Source organism: Bradyrhizobium guangdongense (genome assembly GCF_006483445.1).
In the GTDB taxonomy this organism is placed as follows: Bacteria; Pseudomonadota; Alphaproteobacteria; order Rhizobiales; family Xanthobacteraceae; genus Bradyrhizobium; species Bradyrhizobium guangdongense_A.
Map to the genome: position 1 here is coordinate 1 of NZ_PPPT01000084.1, position 15,590 is coordinate 15,590.

Genomic DNA, 15,590 nt, shown 5'->3' on the forward strand with positions numbered 1-15,590 from the left:
GTGGCAGTTGGACTCGCGGAGGCTCCCCCTCACCCGGGTTGCATTTTCGATGCAATCCGGCCTCTCCCCGCACGCGGGGAGAGGCGAAGACCTCAGCCCTTCCGCTCCGGCACGCGCTTGATCTTGGCGCCGAGCGCGTTCAGCCGTTCGTCAATCCGCTCATAGCCGCGCTCGATCTGGTCGGCGTTGTTGATCGTCGAGGTACCCTCGGCGCAGACGGCCGCGAGCAGCATCGCCATGCCGGCGCGGATGTCGGGCGAGATCATCGACGCGCCGCGCAGGCGGCTGGGGCCTGCGATGATGGCGCGGTGCGGATCGCACAGCACGATGCGCGCGCCCATCGCGATCAGCTTGTCGACGAAGAACATCCGGGATTCGAACATCTTCTCGAACATAAGGATCACGCCTTCGCATTGCGTGGCGGTGACGATCGCAATCGACATCAAGTCGGCGGGGAAGGCCGGCCATGGCTGGTCTTCCAGCTTCGGCACGTGACCGCCAAAATCGTCCTGGATCTTCAGCGTCTGGTTGGAGGGCACGATCAGGTCGTCGCCCTCGACCCGGCAGACGATGCCGAGCCGCTCAAAACCCATGCGGATAGAGCGCAGATGCTCGACGCCGGCGCGCGCGATACGCAGGGGCGAGCGCGTCACCGCGGCAAGCCCGATCAGCGAGCCGACCTCGATATGGTCGGGCTGGATCGCATAGGTCGTCGAGCCCAACGTTGCAGGGCCATGCACGATCATGGTGTTGGTGCCGATGCCCTCGATCTTCGCGCCGAGCGCGACGAGAAAATTGGCGAGATCCTGCACATGCGGCTCGGAGGCCGCGTTGCGCAAGTAAGTCGTGCCTTCAGCCGCAACCGCTGCGACCAGCGCATTCTCGGTCGCGGTGACGCTCGGCTCGTCCAGGAACACGTCGGCGCCGGTGAGTTTGGGGCAGCGGAATTCCAGCCGGTCGGTCGCGGTGACCTTTGCGCCCAATTGCTCGAGCGCGAGCACATGCGTGTCCAGCCTCCGGCGGCCGATGACGTCGCCGCCAGGCGGCGGCAGCATCACCTCGCCGCAGCGCGCGAGCAGCGGGCCTGCGAGCAGGATCGAGGCGCGGATGCGCACGCAGAGATCGGGATCGAGATCGGCGGCGCGGATCTCCTTGGCGTGGATCACGAGCGTGTTACGCGCAGTCCATTCGGCCGACGCACCGACCGAGCGGATCAGCTCGACCAGCGTCTCGGTGTCGCGGATGCGCGGCACGTTCTGCAGCGTGACCGGGTGCGCGGTCAAAAGCGCGGCTGCGATAATCGGCAGTGCCGAGTTCTTGTTGCCGGAGGGCTCGATCGTGCCCGAGAGCCGGTGACCGCCCTCGACGATGTACTGAATGGGCGCCACGCGCTGTTCTCGCTGTTCTGTTCCGGTTGGGTCGGGCCGTTTCGGGGCGGAAACTAGCGAGAATCGGCCGCAGTATCAATTCTGCACTTCCCGGTGGTGCCGGCCATTTCGGGCTCGAAAAACGAGCCTTTAGAACCAATCGAAGATGTGCACGACCGCATAGATGATCGCGATCAGGATCAGCGCGCCGATCACGAAGAAGGAGAATTCGAAGGCGATGGCGGCGATACCGAGCGTGGCCGAGACGCCGGCCAACAGCTTCTCTTCGCGGCGGATCAGCGAAAACACCGAGAACGCGATGGCAAACAGCCCGAGCGCGATCGCGCCTGCGGCCAATTCACTGCTCAGCTGGGCGCCGGCCGACTTTTCCTGAATCGGGGCCTGATACTCGACGCCCTTGGCGCGTGCAATCAGGCGGTCCTTGAGGCGATGGCCGGTGTCGACGATGACCTTGTCCACTGGAGGTGGCGGATAGATCATCGGCAGCACCCAATGCGGCAACACGGCCGCGGTCAGGGCCAAGAGGCCGATGATGCTGCCGATGATGCCAAAATGGCGTGATCGGACCGCAGGCCTTGTCGTCGCAGATGCTGACATGACATGACGCTTCCCGGCCCCAATTGGCCGCAGGATTTACGTCACTTCGTCGCGGCGGGGGCCAGCGGGGTTCACCGGGTGCGCCAGCGCGCCACAGGCCGGTGTGGTGCGTTAAGTATCGATCGTCGCGCTGAGCGAATGTTCCTGGATGAAGTCGCGGCGCGGCTCCACCACGTCGCCCATCAGCTTGGTGAAGATGTCGTCGGCCTCGTCGACCTCCTTGACCTTCACCTGCAGCAGCGAGCGGACGTTTATGTCCAGCGTCGTTTCCCAGAGCTGCTCCGGGTTCATCTCGCCCAGGCCTTTGTAACGCTGCAGCGTAATGCCCTTGCGGCCGGCTTCGGTGACCGCGTCGAACAGCTCCACCGGGCCGTGGACCCCGTGCTCGGTATCCTTGCGCCGCAGCTTGCCGGGACGGGCATAGACGTCCTGAAGCTTCAGCGTGTACTCGTCGAGCTTGCGAGCCTCGGCGGAGCCGAGGAACGCGTCGTCGATGACGGCGGCTTCCTTGACGCCGCGCACGGTACGCTCGAACTGAAAGCCCTGGCCTTCCACGTAATGACCGATCCAGCCGCGCTCGACCTCTTCGGCTTGCGCGTCAAGACGTCCGGCGATGTATTGCGCCGCCGCACCGGCTTTCTCGGGATCGCCGTAGATCGCCTTGTTCAGCACGCCGGTGATGGCGGCCTGCTCGATGACCTTGCGATTGTAACGGCTGTGCAGGTTGCGCAGGACGCTGCGGATGGTGCGGGCATCGTCCACCAGCGCACGCAGGTCGCGGCCCGAACGTTCGCCGCCGGTTCCGGGCGTGAAGACGCAGTCGTCGAGGCCGGCGTCGATCAGATAGTCTTCCAGCGCGCGCTCGTCCTTCAGATACTGCTCGGACTTGCCGCGCGAAACCTTATAGAGCGGGGGCTGGGCGATATAGAGATAGCCGCCGTCGATGATGTCGCGCATCTGCCGGTAGAAGAAGGTCAGCAGCAGCGTGCGGATATGGGCGCCGTCGACGTCGGCGTCCGTCATCACGATGATCTTGTGATAGCGCAGCTTCTCGACCGAGAAATCGTCGCTGATGCCGGTGCCGAGCGCGGTGATCAGCGTTCCGATCTGCTCGCTTCCCAGCATCTTGTCGGTGCGCACGCGCTCGACGTTCAGGATCTTGCCGCGGAGCGGCAGGACGGCCTGGAATTCGCGGTTGCGGCCCTGCTTGGCGCTGCCGCCTGCCGAGTCACCCTCAACGATGAACAGTTCCGATTTCGCCGGATCCTTCTCCTGGCAGTCGGCGAGCTTGCCGGGCAGCGAGGAGACCGACAGCGGGCTCTTGCGCGTCAGCTCGCGTGCTTTTCGCGCGGCTTCGCGGGCCGCAGCCGCCTGGATCACCTTGCCGACGATGACCTTGGCCTCGGAGGGGTGTTCCTCGAACCAGGCCTGCAGTGCTTCGTTGAGCACGTTCTCGACCACGGGGCGCACTTCCGAGGAGACCAGCTTGTCCTTGGTCTGCGACGAGAATTTTGGATCGGGCACTTTCACCGAGAGAACGGCGGTGAGGCCTTCGCGGCAGTCGTCGCCGGTGAGCGCGATCTTTTCCTTTTTTGCGTTGGCCTCGGCATAGCCGTTGACCTGGCGCGTCAGCGCGCCGCGGAAGCCGGCGAGATGGGTGCCGCCGTCACGCTGCGGGATGTTGTTGGTGAAGCACAGCACGTTCTCGTGGTAGCTGTCGTTCCACCACAACGCGGCCTCGACGCCGATGCCGTTCATCTCCGCGCGCACCATGATCGGCGCGGGCACGATCGCCTTCTTGTTGCGGTCGAGATATTTGACGAATTCCTCGACGCCGCCGGAATAGTGCATCTCCTCGCGCTTTTCGACCGCGTGACGCATGTCCGAGAGAGCGATGTTGACGCCGGAATTGAGGAAGGCGAGCTCGCGCAGGCGGTGCTCCAGCGTCGCGAAATCATATTCGATGTTCTTGAAGGTCTCACCCGACGCCAGAAACGTCACCTCGGTGCCGCGCCGGCCCGGCGCGTCGCCGACGACCTTGAGCGGTGCCACCGCATCGCCATGGGCGAACTCGATGTAGTGCTCCTTGTCGTCGCGCCAGATGCGCAAGCCGAGCTTGCTGGACAGCGCGTTGACCACGGAGACGCCGACGCCGTGCAGGCCGCCCGAAACCTTGTAGGAATTCTGGTCGAATTTGCCGCCGGCATGGAGCTGGGTCATGATGACCTCGGCCGCCGAGATGCCTTCGCCCTTGTGGATGTCGACGGGAATGCCGCGGCCGTCGTCGCGCACGGTCACCGAATTGTCCGCGTTGAGAATGACGTCGACGCGCGTGGCGTGGCCGGCGAGCGCTTCGTCGATCGCGTTGTCGACGACTTCGTAGACCATGTGATGCAGGCCGGAGCCGTCATCGGTATCGCCGATATACATGCCCGGACGCTTGCGAACGGCATCGAGACCCTTGAGCACGCGGATCGATTCCGCGCCGTACTCATTTGCGTTTGAGGGCTCGTTTTCGGCAATTGGTTGCCGAGCAGGTTCTGTCATTGAGAGGCCTTCGAGGATGTCCCGAATCAGCGGCGCACGAGGGCGCTGATGTCAGCTATTTGTGCCACGAAAGGGGACTTGCGCCTAGCGCAAAGTCGCCTCCCGCAACCCTTTGATCAGATAGGGATTTTTTACCAACTTTCAAGGCGCCGGAAGGCCGATTCTGGGCGCTGCAAAAAGCCCGATTCGAGGGCCCGTTTTCGAGCCTCCGGAGACGTGGTTTTCCCGGGTATCGCGAAGCCCCTTTCGAGGCGCTCCGGGCGCCCCGGAACGAGCCACGGATCAGTAGACCTGGGACGGCTTCCTGTCGTCGTGCAGAGACCAGGCCTCACCTGAGGCTATGGTGACGGTATCGGTGCGCACCGGCCGGCCCGACACCAGCAGCTCGTACGAATACGTGCCGGGCGGCAGATCCAGCATTTGGGGATGATTTTCGCCGCCCGCGATCTTGATGGTTCGATCGTTGATCACAAGCGAAGCCACGTCTGGCACGAGATAGCCGAACACCAGCCGCGCTTGTCCGGAAATAGGCAGGACGTTGGCCTTGGCCGCGGCCTCCGCATTCCGCTGCACCAGGCTGACCTCGGTCTTGCCGTTGGTCTCTTGCTTGGCTCGCTCGAGCGTCAGCAGGGCCGGCCCCTTCGGAGACGTGAAGGCGAGCCGGACGCGATCGGCGGTGACAACAGCGTCATCCGGCTTTTCCTGCCAGTTACGCTTTCCGAGCTCCGCGCGGTAGAAGGCGAGCACGTCGCTGAGGCTCGCCTTCACGGTGCCTTTGAGCTCGAACCGGACTGGGGCTTCGATGTCGCGCATGCGCGTGCTCGTGAAGCTCATAGAGCTCTGCCGCGGTGCCGGCAATTCGGCGTTGGGATCTGCCGTCAGCGGCTCTTGCGAGCAGCTTGTGAGAAGAGCGAGGCCGCACAGGAGCAGACGCCATCGTGCCGGACCGATGCTCCTCTGTTTGACCCTCGACATCATCAAATCTCCAGGAAGGACCTCAGTACATCTGCAGCGGCAAGACCTCGCCGGTCGGCCCCACCATGAGGCCCCAGGCGTCGCCAGCAGCGATTTCGATGCTCTCGGTGCGGGCGGGACGGCCGGGCACGCGCAGCGCGTACTGATACTTGCCGGGCGGCAGATCCAGCATCGGGCCCTTCGGCGATTGCGGGCTCCCGGTGCCGGCCGCGATCTTGATCGTCTGCTTGTTGATCGTGAGCGAGGCTTCCTTGGATCCGATATTGCCGAGCATCAGCCTGGCCTGACCGGGCTTTGGCATGATGTCCGCCTTGGTCGCGGCATCCGGATTCTTCTGCGCAAGGTTGACGGTGGTCTCGCCCTTGGCGCGGCCGAGTTTCAGCACCGCCGGTCCCTGCGGCGAGGTGAACGCGATCTGCGCCTGGTCCGCGGAGACGGTCGCGCCGTCAGCCTTTTCCTGCCAGCCGAGCTTTGTCAGCTCCGTGCGGTAGAAGGCGAGGACGTCGCTGAGCGGGGCAGGGATGCTGGCCTCGAGCTCCCTGCGGAACGGCGCGGTGCTGCCGGGCATCTTGGTCGATGCGAGCGAGGTCGATGAGCGCTGCGTCGGCACCGGCAGCTCGGAGTCGGAGTCCGGCTTGAGCGGCTCCGCAGCCTTGGCTTGCACCTCGGGGCCAGCCGCAGGTTTGGCCGCGGCCATGACCAGACCGGTGCCGTCGGCGCGAACGCTCACCTTCGGACCCATCTGCATCACCGTGAACGAGATCGCCTTGCCGCCCTTGGAAAACTCCATCACCGCCATGTTGGGCTGGTTGATGACGGAGGGCTGCTCCTTCCAGCCCGCGGTCTTCAGCGAGGCCCGATAGAACGCGGCGAGCGCTTTGACGCTCGAGGCGGAGGAGAATTCGAGCTGGCCCTCATTGCCGGCGTACTTCACGGCCTCGGCGTTTTCGGGCAGCGGGACCGGCGTCTTGCTGTCGGCGAGGGCGTTGAGCGGCGCATCCGACAATGCCGCCGCCTGCACCTTGCGGCGCGCTTCGTCGGCGGCGATGACCTGCTTTGCCATCGCCTCGGCGTCCCTCATGAACTTGTCGTCGGCTTCCTTCTTGGCCTTGATGCGGGCGGCGAGTGCCGCTTCCGTCAACTGCGCGGTCAGGCTGACCATGACGAGGTCGTATTTGCGGCCGAGCCGCAGCACGCCGGTTTCTTCCGCCGAGGAAACCTTGATCGCCATCTCGTCGCCGGGGCTGAGCGGCGCATTGCCGTTTTCCTGCCAGCCGCGTGCGGCGAGCTCGCGACGATAGAAGGCGAGCACGACGGGCAGTTCCGCCATCACGGCGGCCGACGTTTCGCGCTTGGCCGAGCTCGCGCTGCCTTTGCCCATGGCCGTCTTGATCGAACTCGGCCGCGGCAGGCCGGCCAGCTCGCCGTCGGCTTTCAGCTCGGCGGGAAGCGCGAATGGCGCAACGCGGATGTCGACATTGGTCCTGCCGTCGTCGCGGTGCGTCAGCGTCAGCATGACCGGCTTCTGCTGATAAAACCCGTTTCCGTCGTCGTGCGCGAAAAAGGCGCGCACGCCGTTCGGAACGGTCGCGTTCAAATCGGCGTTCGGCCAGCGTGCAGCGGTCTCCGGCGTGAGTTTTTTCCAGCCGATCGCGGCCATTTCCTTTGCGTAGAAATCCGATGCGGCGTCGAGCGCAACAGGTGCGATGCAGCCGAGATAGGGTCTCGTGCCGTCGAACACGAGGTCGCTCGCGTTGTCGGGGAATGGCACATTCCCGTAGATGCGGTCGGTCGTGTAGTAGACCATTGACTGGTCGGGCCGGCCGAGGGCTTGCGTGAAACTGACGGAAAGGCCCTGCCGCCCCTTCTTGAAACTCAGGCGATCGCTCTTCTCTTCCAGCGGTCGCACATAGGGCACCCAGCCGGCGGCGCTCAGCATCTTCTTGACCGCGGGCGACGTCACCGCCTCCGGCGTCGGCATGCGATATTCGACGCGATAGGGATCCGGCTTCGAGGTGTCTTCCACCGCGCCTTCGAGCTGCGGCAGCGCGTGAACGTCGACAATGCCCTCGTCATTGGTCGCCGCGAGCGCGGAGCCCGTCATCAGAATCAGGCCGCAGGCAAGCAGCCGCCATCGTGCCGGGACTTTCGTCCCGCGCCGGACGTTCGACATTGTCATTCTCCAGGATCTCGCGCAGCGTCAACTCGCGCGCGATTGCAATGGCAGCGACACCGTCGGCGCGGCCTCTGGACAACTAGTCGCGGCAGGAACCGGAGAGGTTCAACGACGGGCCGCCACGCGCCCGTTCTCGACGTCGAAGATCGCGCCCGAGGCTGCAATCTCGACAAAAGCGGCCGGGTCCGCGCCCGTCAGCCACACCTGGGCACCGAGCTTTGCGAGCTCGCCGAACAGGGCGGTGCGCCTGTTGGGATCGAGATGCGCCACCACCTCGTCGAGCAAGAGCAGCGGCACGATGCCGGTCATCTCGGCGACCAGCGTGGCATGCGCCAGCACCAGCCCGATCAGCAGCGCTTTCTGCTCGCCGGTCGAGGCATCGCGCGCGGGCATGCTCTTCGGCGCATAGATCACCTGGAGATCGGTGAGATGCGGACCGTCGGTGGTGCGGCCGGCGATCGCGTCGCGCGGACGGTTGTCGCGCAAAATCTGGCGATAGCGGTCTTCGACCGCGGTCGCCGTTTCGTTCAACAGCGCGTTCTCCATCCAGCCGTCGAGCGCGATCTGCGCGGCTGGAAATGCGGAGGCCTCGCCTCGCGTGCGCAGCATCTCGGCGAGTTTTGCCGCGGTCTGGCCGCGGCTGGCCGCAACCGCAACCGCTAGCTCGGCGGTCTCGCGCTCGATGGCGTCGCACCAATGGTCGTCATAATTGCGGGTCTCGAGCAGCCGGTTGCGCGAGCGCAGCGAACGGTCGAGTGCGGAGACGCGGCTGGAATGCTCGCTGTCGATCGCGAGCACCAGGCGATCGAAGAACCGCCGCCGCTCCGATGCGGCCCCCATGAACAGGGCGTCCATCGCCGGCGTCAGCCACACCATGCGGATGTGATCGCCGAAAGCTGTTGCGGAATTCACGGGCTCGCGGTCGATGCGGCAGCGCCGGCTCACCGTCGTGTCGGCGCGCGGCGGGTCGATGCCGGTGCCGAGCGTGGCGAGGCCCAGCGCACCCTCGACCTGCGCGGACACCGCCCAGGAGCCGTCACCCTCGTTGTCGGCGACGTCTTCCAGTGTCGCCCGCCTTAAGCCCCGGCCTGGCGAGAGAAACGAGATCGCCTCCAGGCAATTGGTCTTGCCGGCGCCATTATGCCCGACCAGCGCCACCATATCGGCCTGCGTCTCGATTCCCGCCGCCCGATAGTTCCGAAAATGCGTCAGCGTCAGCCGATGGATGCGGGAAGGGGTCATTCTCAACTCGTCATTGCCGGGCAGTGCCTTCCCTCCCCCCTTGTGGGGGAGGGTGGCGCCTCACGAAGTGAGGCGACGGGTGAGGGGTATCTTACCGCCCGGCAAGCTTTGCAAGGATATCCTCCAATACAGAAGCGGGCTGCTGTAGCACGTCATTGTTCCAGTAGCGCAAAGTCCAAAACCCTTCGGTGGCGAGCATGGCCTCACGAGTCGCGTCTTTCTGTGATTCTCCGTGTTGGCTGCCGTCGATCTCGATCACGAGAGATTGCTCGAAGCATACGAAGTCGAGAATGTAGTTCTTGAACGGCACCTGTCGGCGAAACTTGAATTTCGAGAGGCGCCGATCCCTTAGCAAGCGCCACATTGCCCGCTCTGCGTCGGTCGGAGCGTGCCGCATATTCTTCGCAAATTGGCGGAGACGTTTGGGGACTGGCCGATGGGACGGCTCTTGCGGCACTAACCCCTCACCCAATCGAGCCTGTATCCGCTAGCGGAGCTGCCCTCTCCCACAAGGGGAGAGGGCATAACAATGCGCAACGCGCTTGGATCGTAGGATGTTGTTTGGCGTTGCCGTGGGGCCACGCCTCACACCCGCATCGGCATCAGCACATACAGCGCGCTCTTGTCGTCGCGGTCCTGCACCAGCGTCGGCGAGCCGGGGTCGGCGAGCCTCAGCGTTGCGACTTCGCCCTCGATCTGGGCGGCGATGTCGAGCAGGTAGCGCGAGTTGAAGCCGATATCGAGCGCGTCGGAGGCGTATTCGACCTCGAGCTCTTCGGTCGCACTGCCGGAGTCCGGGTTGGTCACCGACAGCACCAGCTTACCCGGTGACAGCGACAGCTTCACGGCACGTCCGCGCTCGCTGGAGATGGTGGAGACACGGTCGACAGCGGCCTCAAAATCCTTCTTGTCGACCACCAGTTCCTTGTCGTTGTTCTGCGGAATGACGCGGCCGTAGTCGGGGAAGGTGCCGTCGATCAGTTTTGAGGTCAGCACCACATGGCCGATGGTAAAGCGGATTTTTGCCTGCGACAGCTCGATCGTGACTTCGGCCTCGCTGTCCTCGATCAGGCGCTGCACCTCGCCGACCGTTTTGCGCGGCACGATCACGCCGGGCATGCCGGACGCGCCCTTGGGCTGCACCAAATCGAGCTGGGCGAGGCGATGCCCGTCGGTGGCGACACCGCGCAGCGTTGCGGCTTTCGCTGTGCCGGCGGCGTGCAGATAGATGCCGTTGAGGTAGTAGCGGGTCTCTTCCGTCGAGATCGCAAATTGCGTGCGGTCGATCAGCCGCTTGACGTCTTTGGCGGCCAGCGAGAACGAATGCGACATGTCGCCGGCGGCGAGATCGGGAAAATCGTTCTCCGGCAGCGTCTGCAGCGTGAAGCGGGAGCGGCCGGCGCGGATCGCCAGCACCGAGCGGTCGCCGTCGCCTTCCAGCACGATCTGCGAGCCGTCGGGCAGCTTGCGCACGATGTCGTAGAACATGTGCGCCGGCACGGTGGTGGAACCGGCGGTCGCGGTCTCGGCGGCGAGCGTCTCCGTCACCTCGAGGTCGAGGTCGGTCGCCTTCAGCGACAATTTTGCGCCCTCGGCGCGGACCAGCACGTTGCCCAGGATCGGAATCGTGTTGCGGCGCTCGACCACGCGGTGGACATGGCCCAGCGATTTCAGGAGTTGCGCGCGTTCGACCGTAACCTTCATTGCACTACCCGCCCGATCCCAAGGTGGAAAGACGATTGGAAAAGCCGGGCAGCCTGAGAGGCGCCACGGACCCCGCGAACCCGAGAGGCCGGGTCATCGGACGCCGATATGACCAAAGCCTTTTGGGTCGCGCAAGGTGGCGCGGAAAGCCGGGGGATTCAAGGGATTGGGGCCCAGTTCCCCACGATTTACCGGCCAAAAATGCCAAATCGCCCCGGCGTGGCCGGGGCGATTGAAGCGCAGTTCTGGAGGCGTCTAGGCGTTTATTCCTGCAACTGACGCTTCAGCGACTCGACTTCCTCCGAGAGCGCCGTGTCCTTGCTGACCAGTGCCTCGATCTTGCGCACGGCATGCAGCACCGTGGTGTGGTCGCGTCCGCCGAAGCGGCGGCCGATCTCGGGCAGCGAGCGCAGCGTCAGCGTCTTGGCGAGGTACATCGCCACCTGCCGCGGCCGGACCACGTTGGCGGTGCGGCGCGAGGAGAGCAGGTCGGAGCGGCTGACATTATATTGCCGTGCCACCACGCGCTGGATGTCCTCGATCTTGATGCGCTTGGGTTCCTGCGGCCGGATCAGGTCGCGCACCTCGCGCTCGGCCATCTCCAGCGTCACCGGCTGGTTGTTGAGCTTGGAATGCGCCAGCAGCCTGTTGATCGCGCCTTCGAGATCCCTGCCGTTATGGGTGATGGTGCGCGCCAGATAGGTGAGCACCTCCTCAGGCACGTCGAAGCTCGCATGATGGGCGCGGGCCGCGGCAACGCGCGACTTGAGAATGCCGAGCCGAAGATCTTCGCCGAGCGAGCCCATCTCGACGACGAGACCACCGGCGAGCCGCGAGCGCACGCGATCGTCCAGGCTCTCGAGATCGGACGGTGGACGGTCGGCGGCGATCACCACCTGGCGGCCGGCGTCGATCAGCGCATTCAGCGTGTGACAGAACTCGGCCTGCGTCGACTTGCCCTGCAGGAACTGCAGGTCGTCGATCACGAGCACGTCGATGCCGCGCAGCGCTTCCTTGAAGGCGAGCGCCGTCTGCGTCTTCAGCGCGGCGACGAAGCCGTACATGAATTTTTCCGCGGTGAGATAGAGCACCTTGCGCTCGCTGCCGGAATTGCCGGCCCAGGTCACCGCCTGCAAGAGATGCGTCTTGCCGAGGCCAACGCCGGCATGGATATAGAGCGGGTTGAACATCACGGGGTCGCCGCGGCGGCCTTCCGCGACCTGTCGTGCGGCTGCGTGCGCAAGGGTGTTGGCGCGGCCGACGACGAAGCTTGCAAAGGTCAGGCGCGGATCGAGCGGCGAGCCGCCGAGCGCGTCATGCGTGGCGGAGACCGGCGCGGTCGCGGTCGAGCGCAGCTCCTGCGCGGGACGGCCGTCCATGCGGCGCACTTCCACAGGCGCGGCCACTTCCTTGGGCTGCGCGATGGGGCGCACCGCGGAGCGAACCGTGAGATCGATCCGATGCACTTCCGGCATCTCGGCCTGCCAGCACGACAGCACGCGCTCGGCGTAATGCGCCTGGATCCAGCTCTTCAGGAACCGGGTCGGAACCGAAAGCCGCACGCTCTCGTCCTGCACCGCTTCCAGGTCCATACGCGCAAACCAGCTCGTATAGACGTCCTCGCCGACGTTCGAGCGCAGCCGGCTCTTCACGCGTGACCAGCGATCCTGTTCCGATGTCATTGTCTGAAAACTTTTCTGAATGAGTAAGGTTGCGTTACGAATGCCGTTGCATCTTTCTTGCCACGACACGACCTCGAGCGAGCCGACCTGAAGACATGGCTCGACCGTCCGGCGGAAACGCCGTTGAACGGATCGACAGCTTCAGGAATGGAAGGTTCGCGAGGTCAGCGCGTACTCAGCGCTCCCACGCACGTCGGGGGCTTGTCGCTAGACGGCTCTGAAACGGTATCGCTGGAGAAATGGATTTGAAAAAATACCGCGCTGAGTCCGTTAGACATGATGCCTCCCCGTCCTGCCGTGATTGCTCACGACAAGGTCCTGCGTGTACTCCAAGGACGGCTGCGCTGGAATTGAATCTTCCGTCGCGACGTCCTGCCCGTCTTTACTTGCTGTTCGCCCGGCTCGGCCTTCCAACGTGTCGGGGTGCTCTGGTTTTCTCTCCCGCTTGTTGCGGGGGAAACGCGAATGCCCCTCTTGGAGACATTTCGACATAGAGCTACCGTTCCCACACCGCTGTGGGTTTTGAACCGACAATCGCTTGGTAAAGCGTCGCCAACGTGCACACCGCCGCCGATTTGCACGCTCGCCCCGTTTCTAAAACCGCGCTGGTCTCAAGATCGTGGGCGCCGCGAACGTCTTAAGAGATACAGCATGCGCAGAGACTCGCAAGGCATTTGATTCACAGTCGAGCGATCAAAAAACGTCATCTGCGTTAACGCCGCGCGGGAGTTGTTCACAGACTTGAGAGCAACAGGTTGAATCGGAATGCAGAATCGAAGGAGCCGCGCGTCATGTGACAATTCTCCGACGCCGACCAAAAAATTTTTACAAATCCGTCACGCGAATGCCGTGCGGGCAAGTTTTTCAAACGCTGTTCGTCACTATGTGGATAAGTGATTATCGACGCATCGTTTTTCGAGACTCTTTTTGCAGGGTAACTCCTGCCGATCGTCGCAATGCACGCGTTTCGTGGAAACTACGGTGTGCACAATTCGAAGCGAGCTGCGCGCGCATTTTGATGCCGCAGCACAAGGGCCTTCGCAACTGCAACGAAGTTTCCGGTGTGGCAAAACAACAAGCAAGTAAAACTACGGAACGAAGCTGACAGAGACGAAGAATTTTTCCAAGGACTCTTTCCAAGGACTCTTTCGATTGCCTCTTTCCAAGGCCTCTTTCCAGGATCTGTTTCGCGAGGCCGCTTGCGACGTTCGTCGAACGTCAGTGTCGATGACACTGATGCATGACGTGCACAGCGCGCAAAAAAAGAAGCCCGGCAAGTGCCGGGCTTCAACGACGTGCGATCGGATTGGGTGGCTGACGGCTTACTTGCCGAGCTTGGCGATCTGCGCGGTGAGCCGCGAGACTTTCCGGCTCGCATTGTTCTTGTGAATGATGTTGCGCTGCGCGGCACGCATCAAGGCGGGCTCGGCATTCGCCAGCGCCTTCAGCGCGGCGGTGCGATCGCCGGTCTTGATCGCTTCTTCGACAGTGCGTACGGCGCCACGCATCTGGGTGCGGCGCGACTTGTTGACGGCGGTGCGGCGGGCAATCTTGCGCGTCGCTTTCTTGGCGGAAGTCGTATTGGCCATGGTCTCAAATATCCTCTGCAGCGACCGGTCGCTGATCGATCGGGGTGCGCCGGCTGCTTGACCGCGAAATCGACGCTGGGTGTTAGGGTGTTCGGTTGCAAGGCTGGTCCTGGAACAAGCGCGACAACCTTGCGGATACCCGAAGGAGCCTGCACTGCTCAAAGAACAGCGGCGGCAGGATTGCGCCCGCCGCCAGTTGGCGCCCTTATAGAGGGGGGTTGCGGCACCGTCAACGTCCCGGAGTGCCCAAAAGTGAGCTACGGGCGGTCCCGGGGTGTCCGTAACGTACTGATGAGGTTGAATTTCCGCCACCACCCCGGTATTGGCTGGCGGCATTGCGACCGGCCTGGGACTGAGTCTCGGCCGGACGGCCATATAAGGTGATGCATGATCCGCGGCTTTTTCCGACTGATTGGCCTGTTGCTGCTGGCCGGCGGTTTCATCTTCATGGTCTATGACGGCGCCCGCTGGGTGGCCGACCAGACCCTGCGGTTCACCCGTTTCGGCCAGTTCTGGAACGATATTCATCAGGCGAGCCAGAGTGCGTTCCGGACCTGGGTCGAGGCGAAGGCGCCCTGGCTCTGGACAACCGTGATCCGGGTGATTTTGGACCAGCCGGTCTTCGCGGTCCTTGGCCTCGTCGGCATCGTGCTGATGATCCTGTTCCGGCCGCGCAAGCCGCTGATCGGCTATTCGCGCGACTAAAGCGCGACAAATCGCGCTCTGGTTCCTTGTTTTGAGCATGGAGACCGCTGCGCACTTTGCGCTAACGCGGCCCTCCGGGTCCGGACCATGCGCGTACGGGGCGGCGTAACAGGGCTGCCCCCGGCAACGTAAATGCCTATATTCAACTGGTATCGCGAGCACGCTGGCTGACGCGCCTTGCTTTGGCGGTCGTGGCTCGCTTCGGAGATGAGATCATGCTGTTCATGCGCAAGACCACCGCATTGCCGAGCGCAGCAGACGCGCTGCCCGGCCGTGCGCAACCGATCCCGACTGCATCAACGCACTTCGTCAACGGCCACCAGCTCAAGGCGCCTTATCCCGCAGGGCTCGAGCAGGCCGTGTTCGGGCTCGGCTGCTTCTGGGGCGCCGAGCGCAAATTCTGGGAGCTCGGCGACGGCGTGTACGTCACCGCCGTCGGCTATGCCGGCGGCCACACGCCCAATCCGACCTATGAAGAGACCTGCTCGGGCCGCACCGGCCACACCGAAGTGGTGCTGGTCGTGTTCGATCCGAAGAAGATCTCCTATGAGCGCCTCCTGAAAGCGTTCTGGGAGAACCACAACCCGACGCAGGGCATGCGCCAGGGCAACGACGTCGGCACGCAATATCGCAGCGCCATCTACACCTTTGGCGACGCGCAGAAGAAGGCGGCCGACGAATCCAGGGCGGTCTATCAGAGGGCGCTGGCCGCGAAGGGCCTAGGCGCGATCACCACCGAAATCGCGCCGGCCGGCGAGTTCTATTTTGCCGAAGACTACCACCAGCAATATCTGGCCAAGAATCCGGCCGGCTATTGCGGTCTCGGCGGCACCGGCGTGTCGTGCCCGATCGGGGTGGGCGTCAGCGCGTAATCTTCGCCACAGGCGCGCTGCGACTCTTACCCTCCCCTGGAGGGGGAGGGTCGCTGCGCACGGAGCGAAGCTTAGTGCGGAGCGGGGTGGGGTGACGGTCTCTCCGCATCGAA

At 63.9% G+C, this 15,590-nt stretch carries 12 protein-coding genes; 2 read left to right on the forward strand and 10 right to left on the reverse strand.

Annotated features, from left to right (window positions below; genetic code table 11):
- Positions 1 to 92: 92 nt before the first annotated feature.
- From murA to rpsT, 10 genes are all read right to left on the reverse strand, one after another.
- Positions 93 to 1,388, reverse strand: coding sequence for a UDP-N-acetylglucosamine 1-carboxyvinyltransferase (murA, locus tag C2U70_RS11890; protein ID WP_140978201.1), 1,296 nt, complete (start codon positions 1,386 to 1,388; stop codon positions 93 to 95).
- 129 nt (positions 1,389 to 1,517) lie between these two features.
- Positions 1,518 to 1,985 (reverse strand): hypothetical protein, encoded by a 468-nt coding sequence (locus C2U70_RS11895; protein WP_140978202.1) that lies wholly within the window; start codon positions 1,983 to 1,985, stop codon positions 1,518 to 1,520.
- A gap of 111 nt (positions 1,986 to 2,096) precedes the next feature.
- Positions 2,097 to 4,532 (reverse strand): DNA topoisomerase (ATP-hydrolyzing) subunit B, encoded by a 2,436-nt coding sequence (gene gyrB, locus C2U70_RS11900; RefSeq protein WP_140978203.1) that lies wholly within the window; start codon positions 4,530 to 4,532, stop codon positions 2,097 to 2,099.
- Between the two features lie 282 nt (positions 4,533 to 4,814).
- Positions 4,815 to 5,345 carry a hypothetical protein gene (locus C2U70_RS11905; RefSeq protein WP_349629570.1) on the reverse strand — a complete coding sequence of 177 codons (531 nt, stop codon included), beginning with the start codon at positions 5,343 to 5,345 and terminating at the stop codon, positions 4,815 to 4,817.
- 184 nt (positions 5,346 to 5,529) lie between these two features.
- Positions 5,530 to 7,680 (reverse strand): hypothetical protein, encoded by a 2,151-nt coding sequence (locus C2U70_RS11910; protein ID WP_140978205.1) that lies wholly within the window; start codon positions 7,678 to 7,680, stop codon positions 5,530 to 5,532.
- 108 nt (positions 7,681 to 7,788) lie between these two features.
- Positions 7,789 to 8,925, reverse strand: a complete 1,137-nt coding sequence (gene recF / locus C2U70_RS11915) for a DNA replication/repair protein RecF (protein WP_140978206.1) — start codon at positions 8,923 to 8,925, stop codon at positions 7,789 to 7,791.
- A gap of 91 nt (positions 8,926 to 9,016) precedes the next feature.
- Positions 9,017 to 9,382 (reverse strand): endonuclease domain-containing protein, encoded by a 366-nt coding sequence (locus C2U70_RS11920; protein WP_140978207.1) that lies wholly within the window; start codon positions 9,380 to 9,382, stop codon positions 9,017 to 9,019.
- Positions 9,383 to 9,510: 128 nt separating this feature from the next.
- The gene (gene dnaN, locus C2U70_RS11925; RefSeq protein ID WP_140978208.1) at positions 9,511 to 10,629 is read right to left on the reverse strand and encodes a DNA polymerase III subunit beta; all 1,119 of its coding nucleotides are present in this window, start codon (positions 10,627 to 10,629) and stop codon (positions 9,511 to 9,513) included.
- Positions 10,630 to 10,892: 263 nt separating this feature from the next.
- Positions 10,893 to 12,311, reverse strand: coding sequence for a chromosomal replication initiator protein DnaA (dnaA, locus tag C2U70_RS11930; RefSeq protein ID WP_140978209.1), 1,419 nt, complete (start codon positions 12,309 to 12,311; stop codon positions 10,893 to 10,895).
- A 1,322-nt stretch (positions 12,312 to 13,633) separates the two neighbouring features.
- Complete coding sequence (gene rpsT, locus C2U70_RS11940) at positions 13,634 to 13,900, reverse strand: 30S ribosomal protein S20 (RefSeq protein WP_140978210.1); 267 nt, start codon at positions 13,898 to 13,900, stop codon at positions 13,634 to 13,636.
- Positions 13,901 to 14,287: 387 nt separating this feature from the next.
- Here rpsT and C2U70_RS11945 point away from each other — a divergent pair, with 387 nt between their 5' ends.
- Positions 14,288 to 14,605, forward strand: coding sequence for a hypothetical protein (locus C2U70_RS11945; protein WP_140978211.1), 318 nt, complete (start codon positions 14,288 to 14,290; stop codon positions 14,603 to 14,605).
- Between the two features lie 215 nt (positions 14,606 to 14,820).
- A complete protein-coding gene (msrA, locus tag C2U70_RS11950) occupies positions 14,821 to 15,477 on the forward strand; it encodes a peptide-methionine (S)-S-oxide reductase MsrA (protein ID WP_140978212.1) in 657 nt (218 codons plus the stop codon).
- The last annotated feature ends 113 nt before the right edge of the window (positions 15,478 to 15,590 follow it).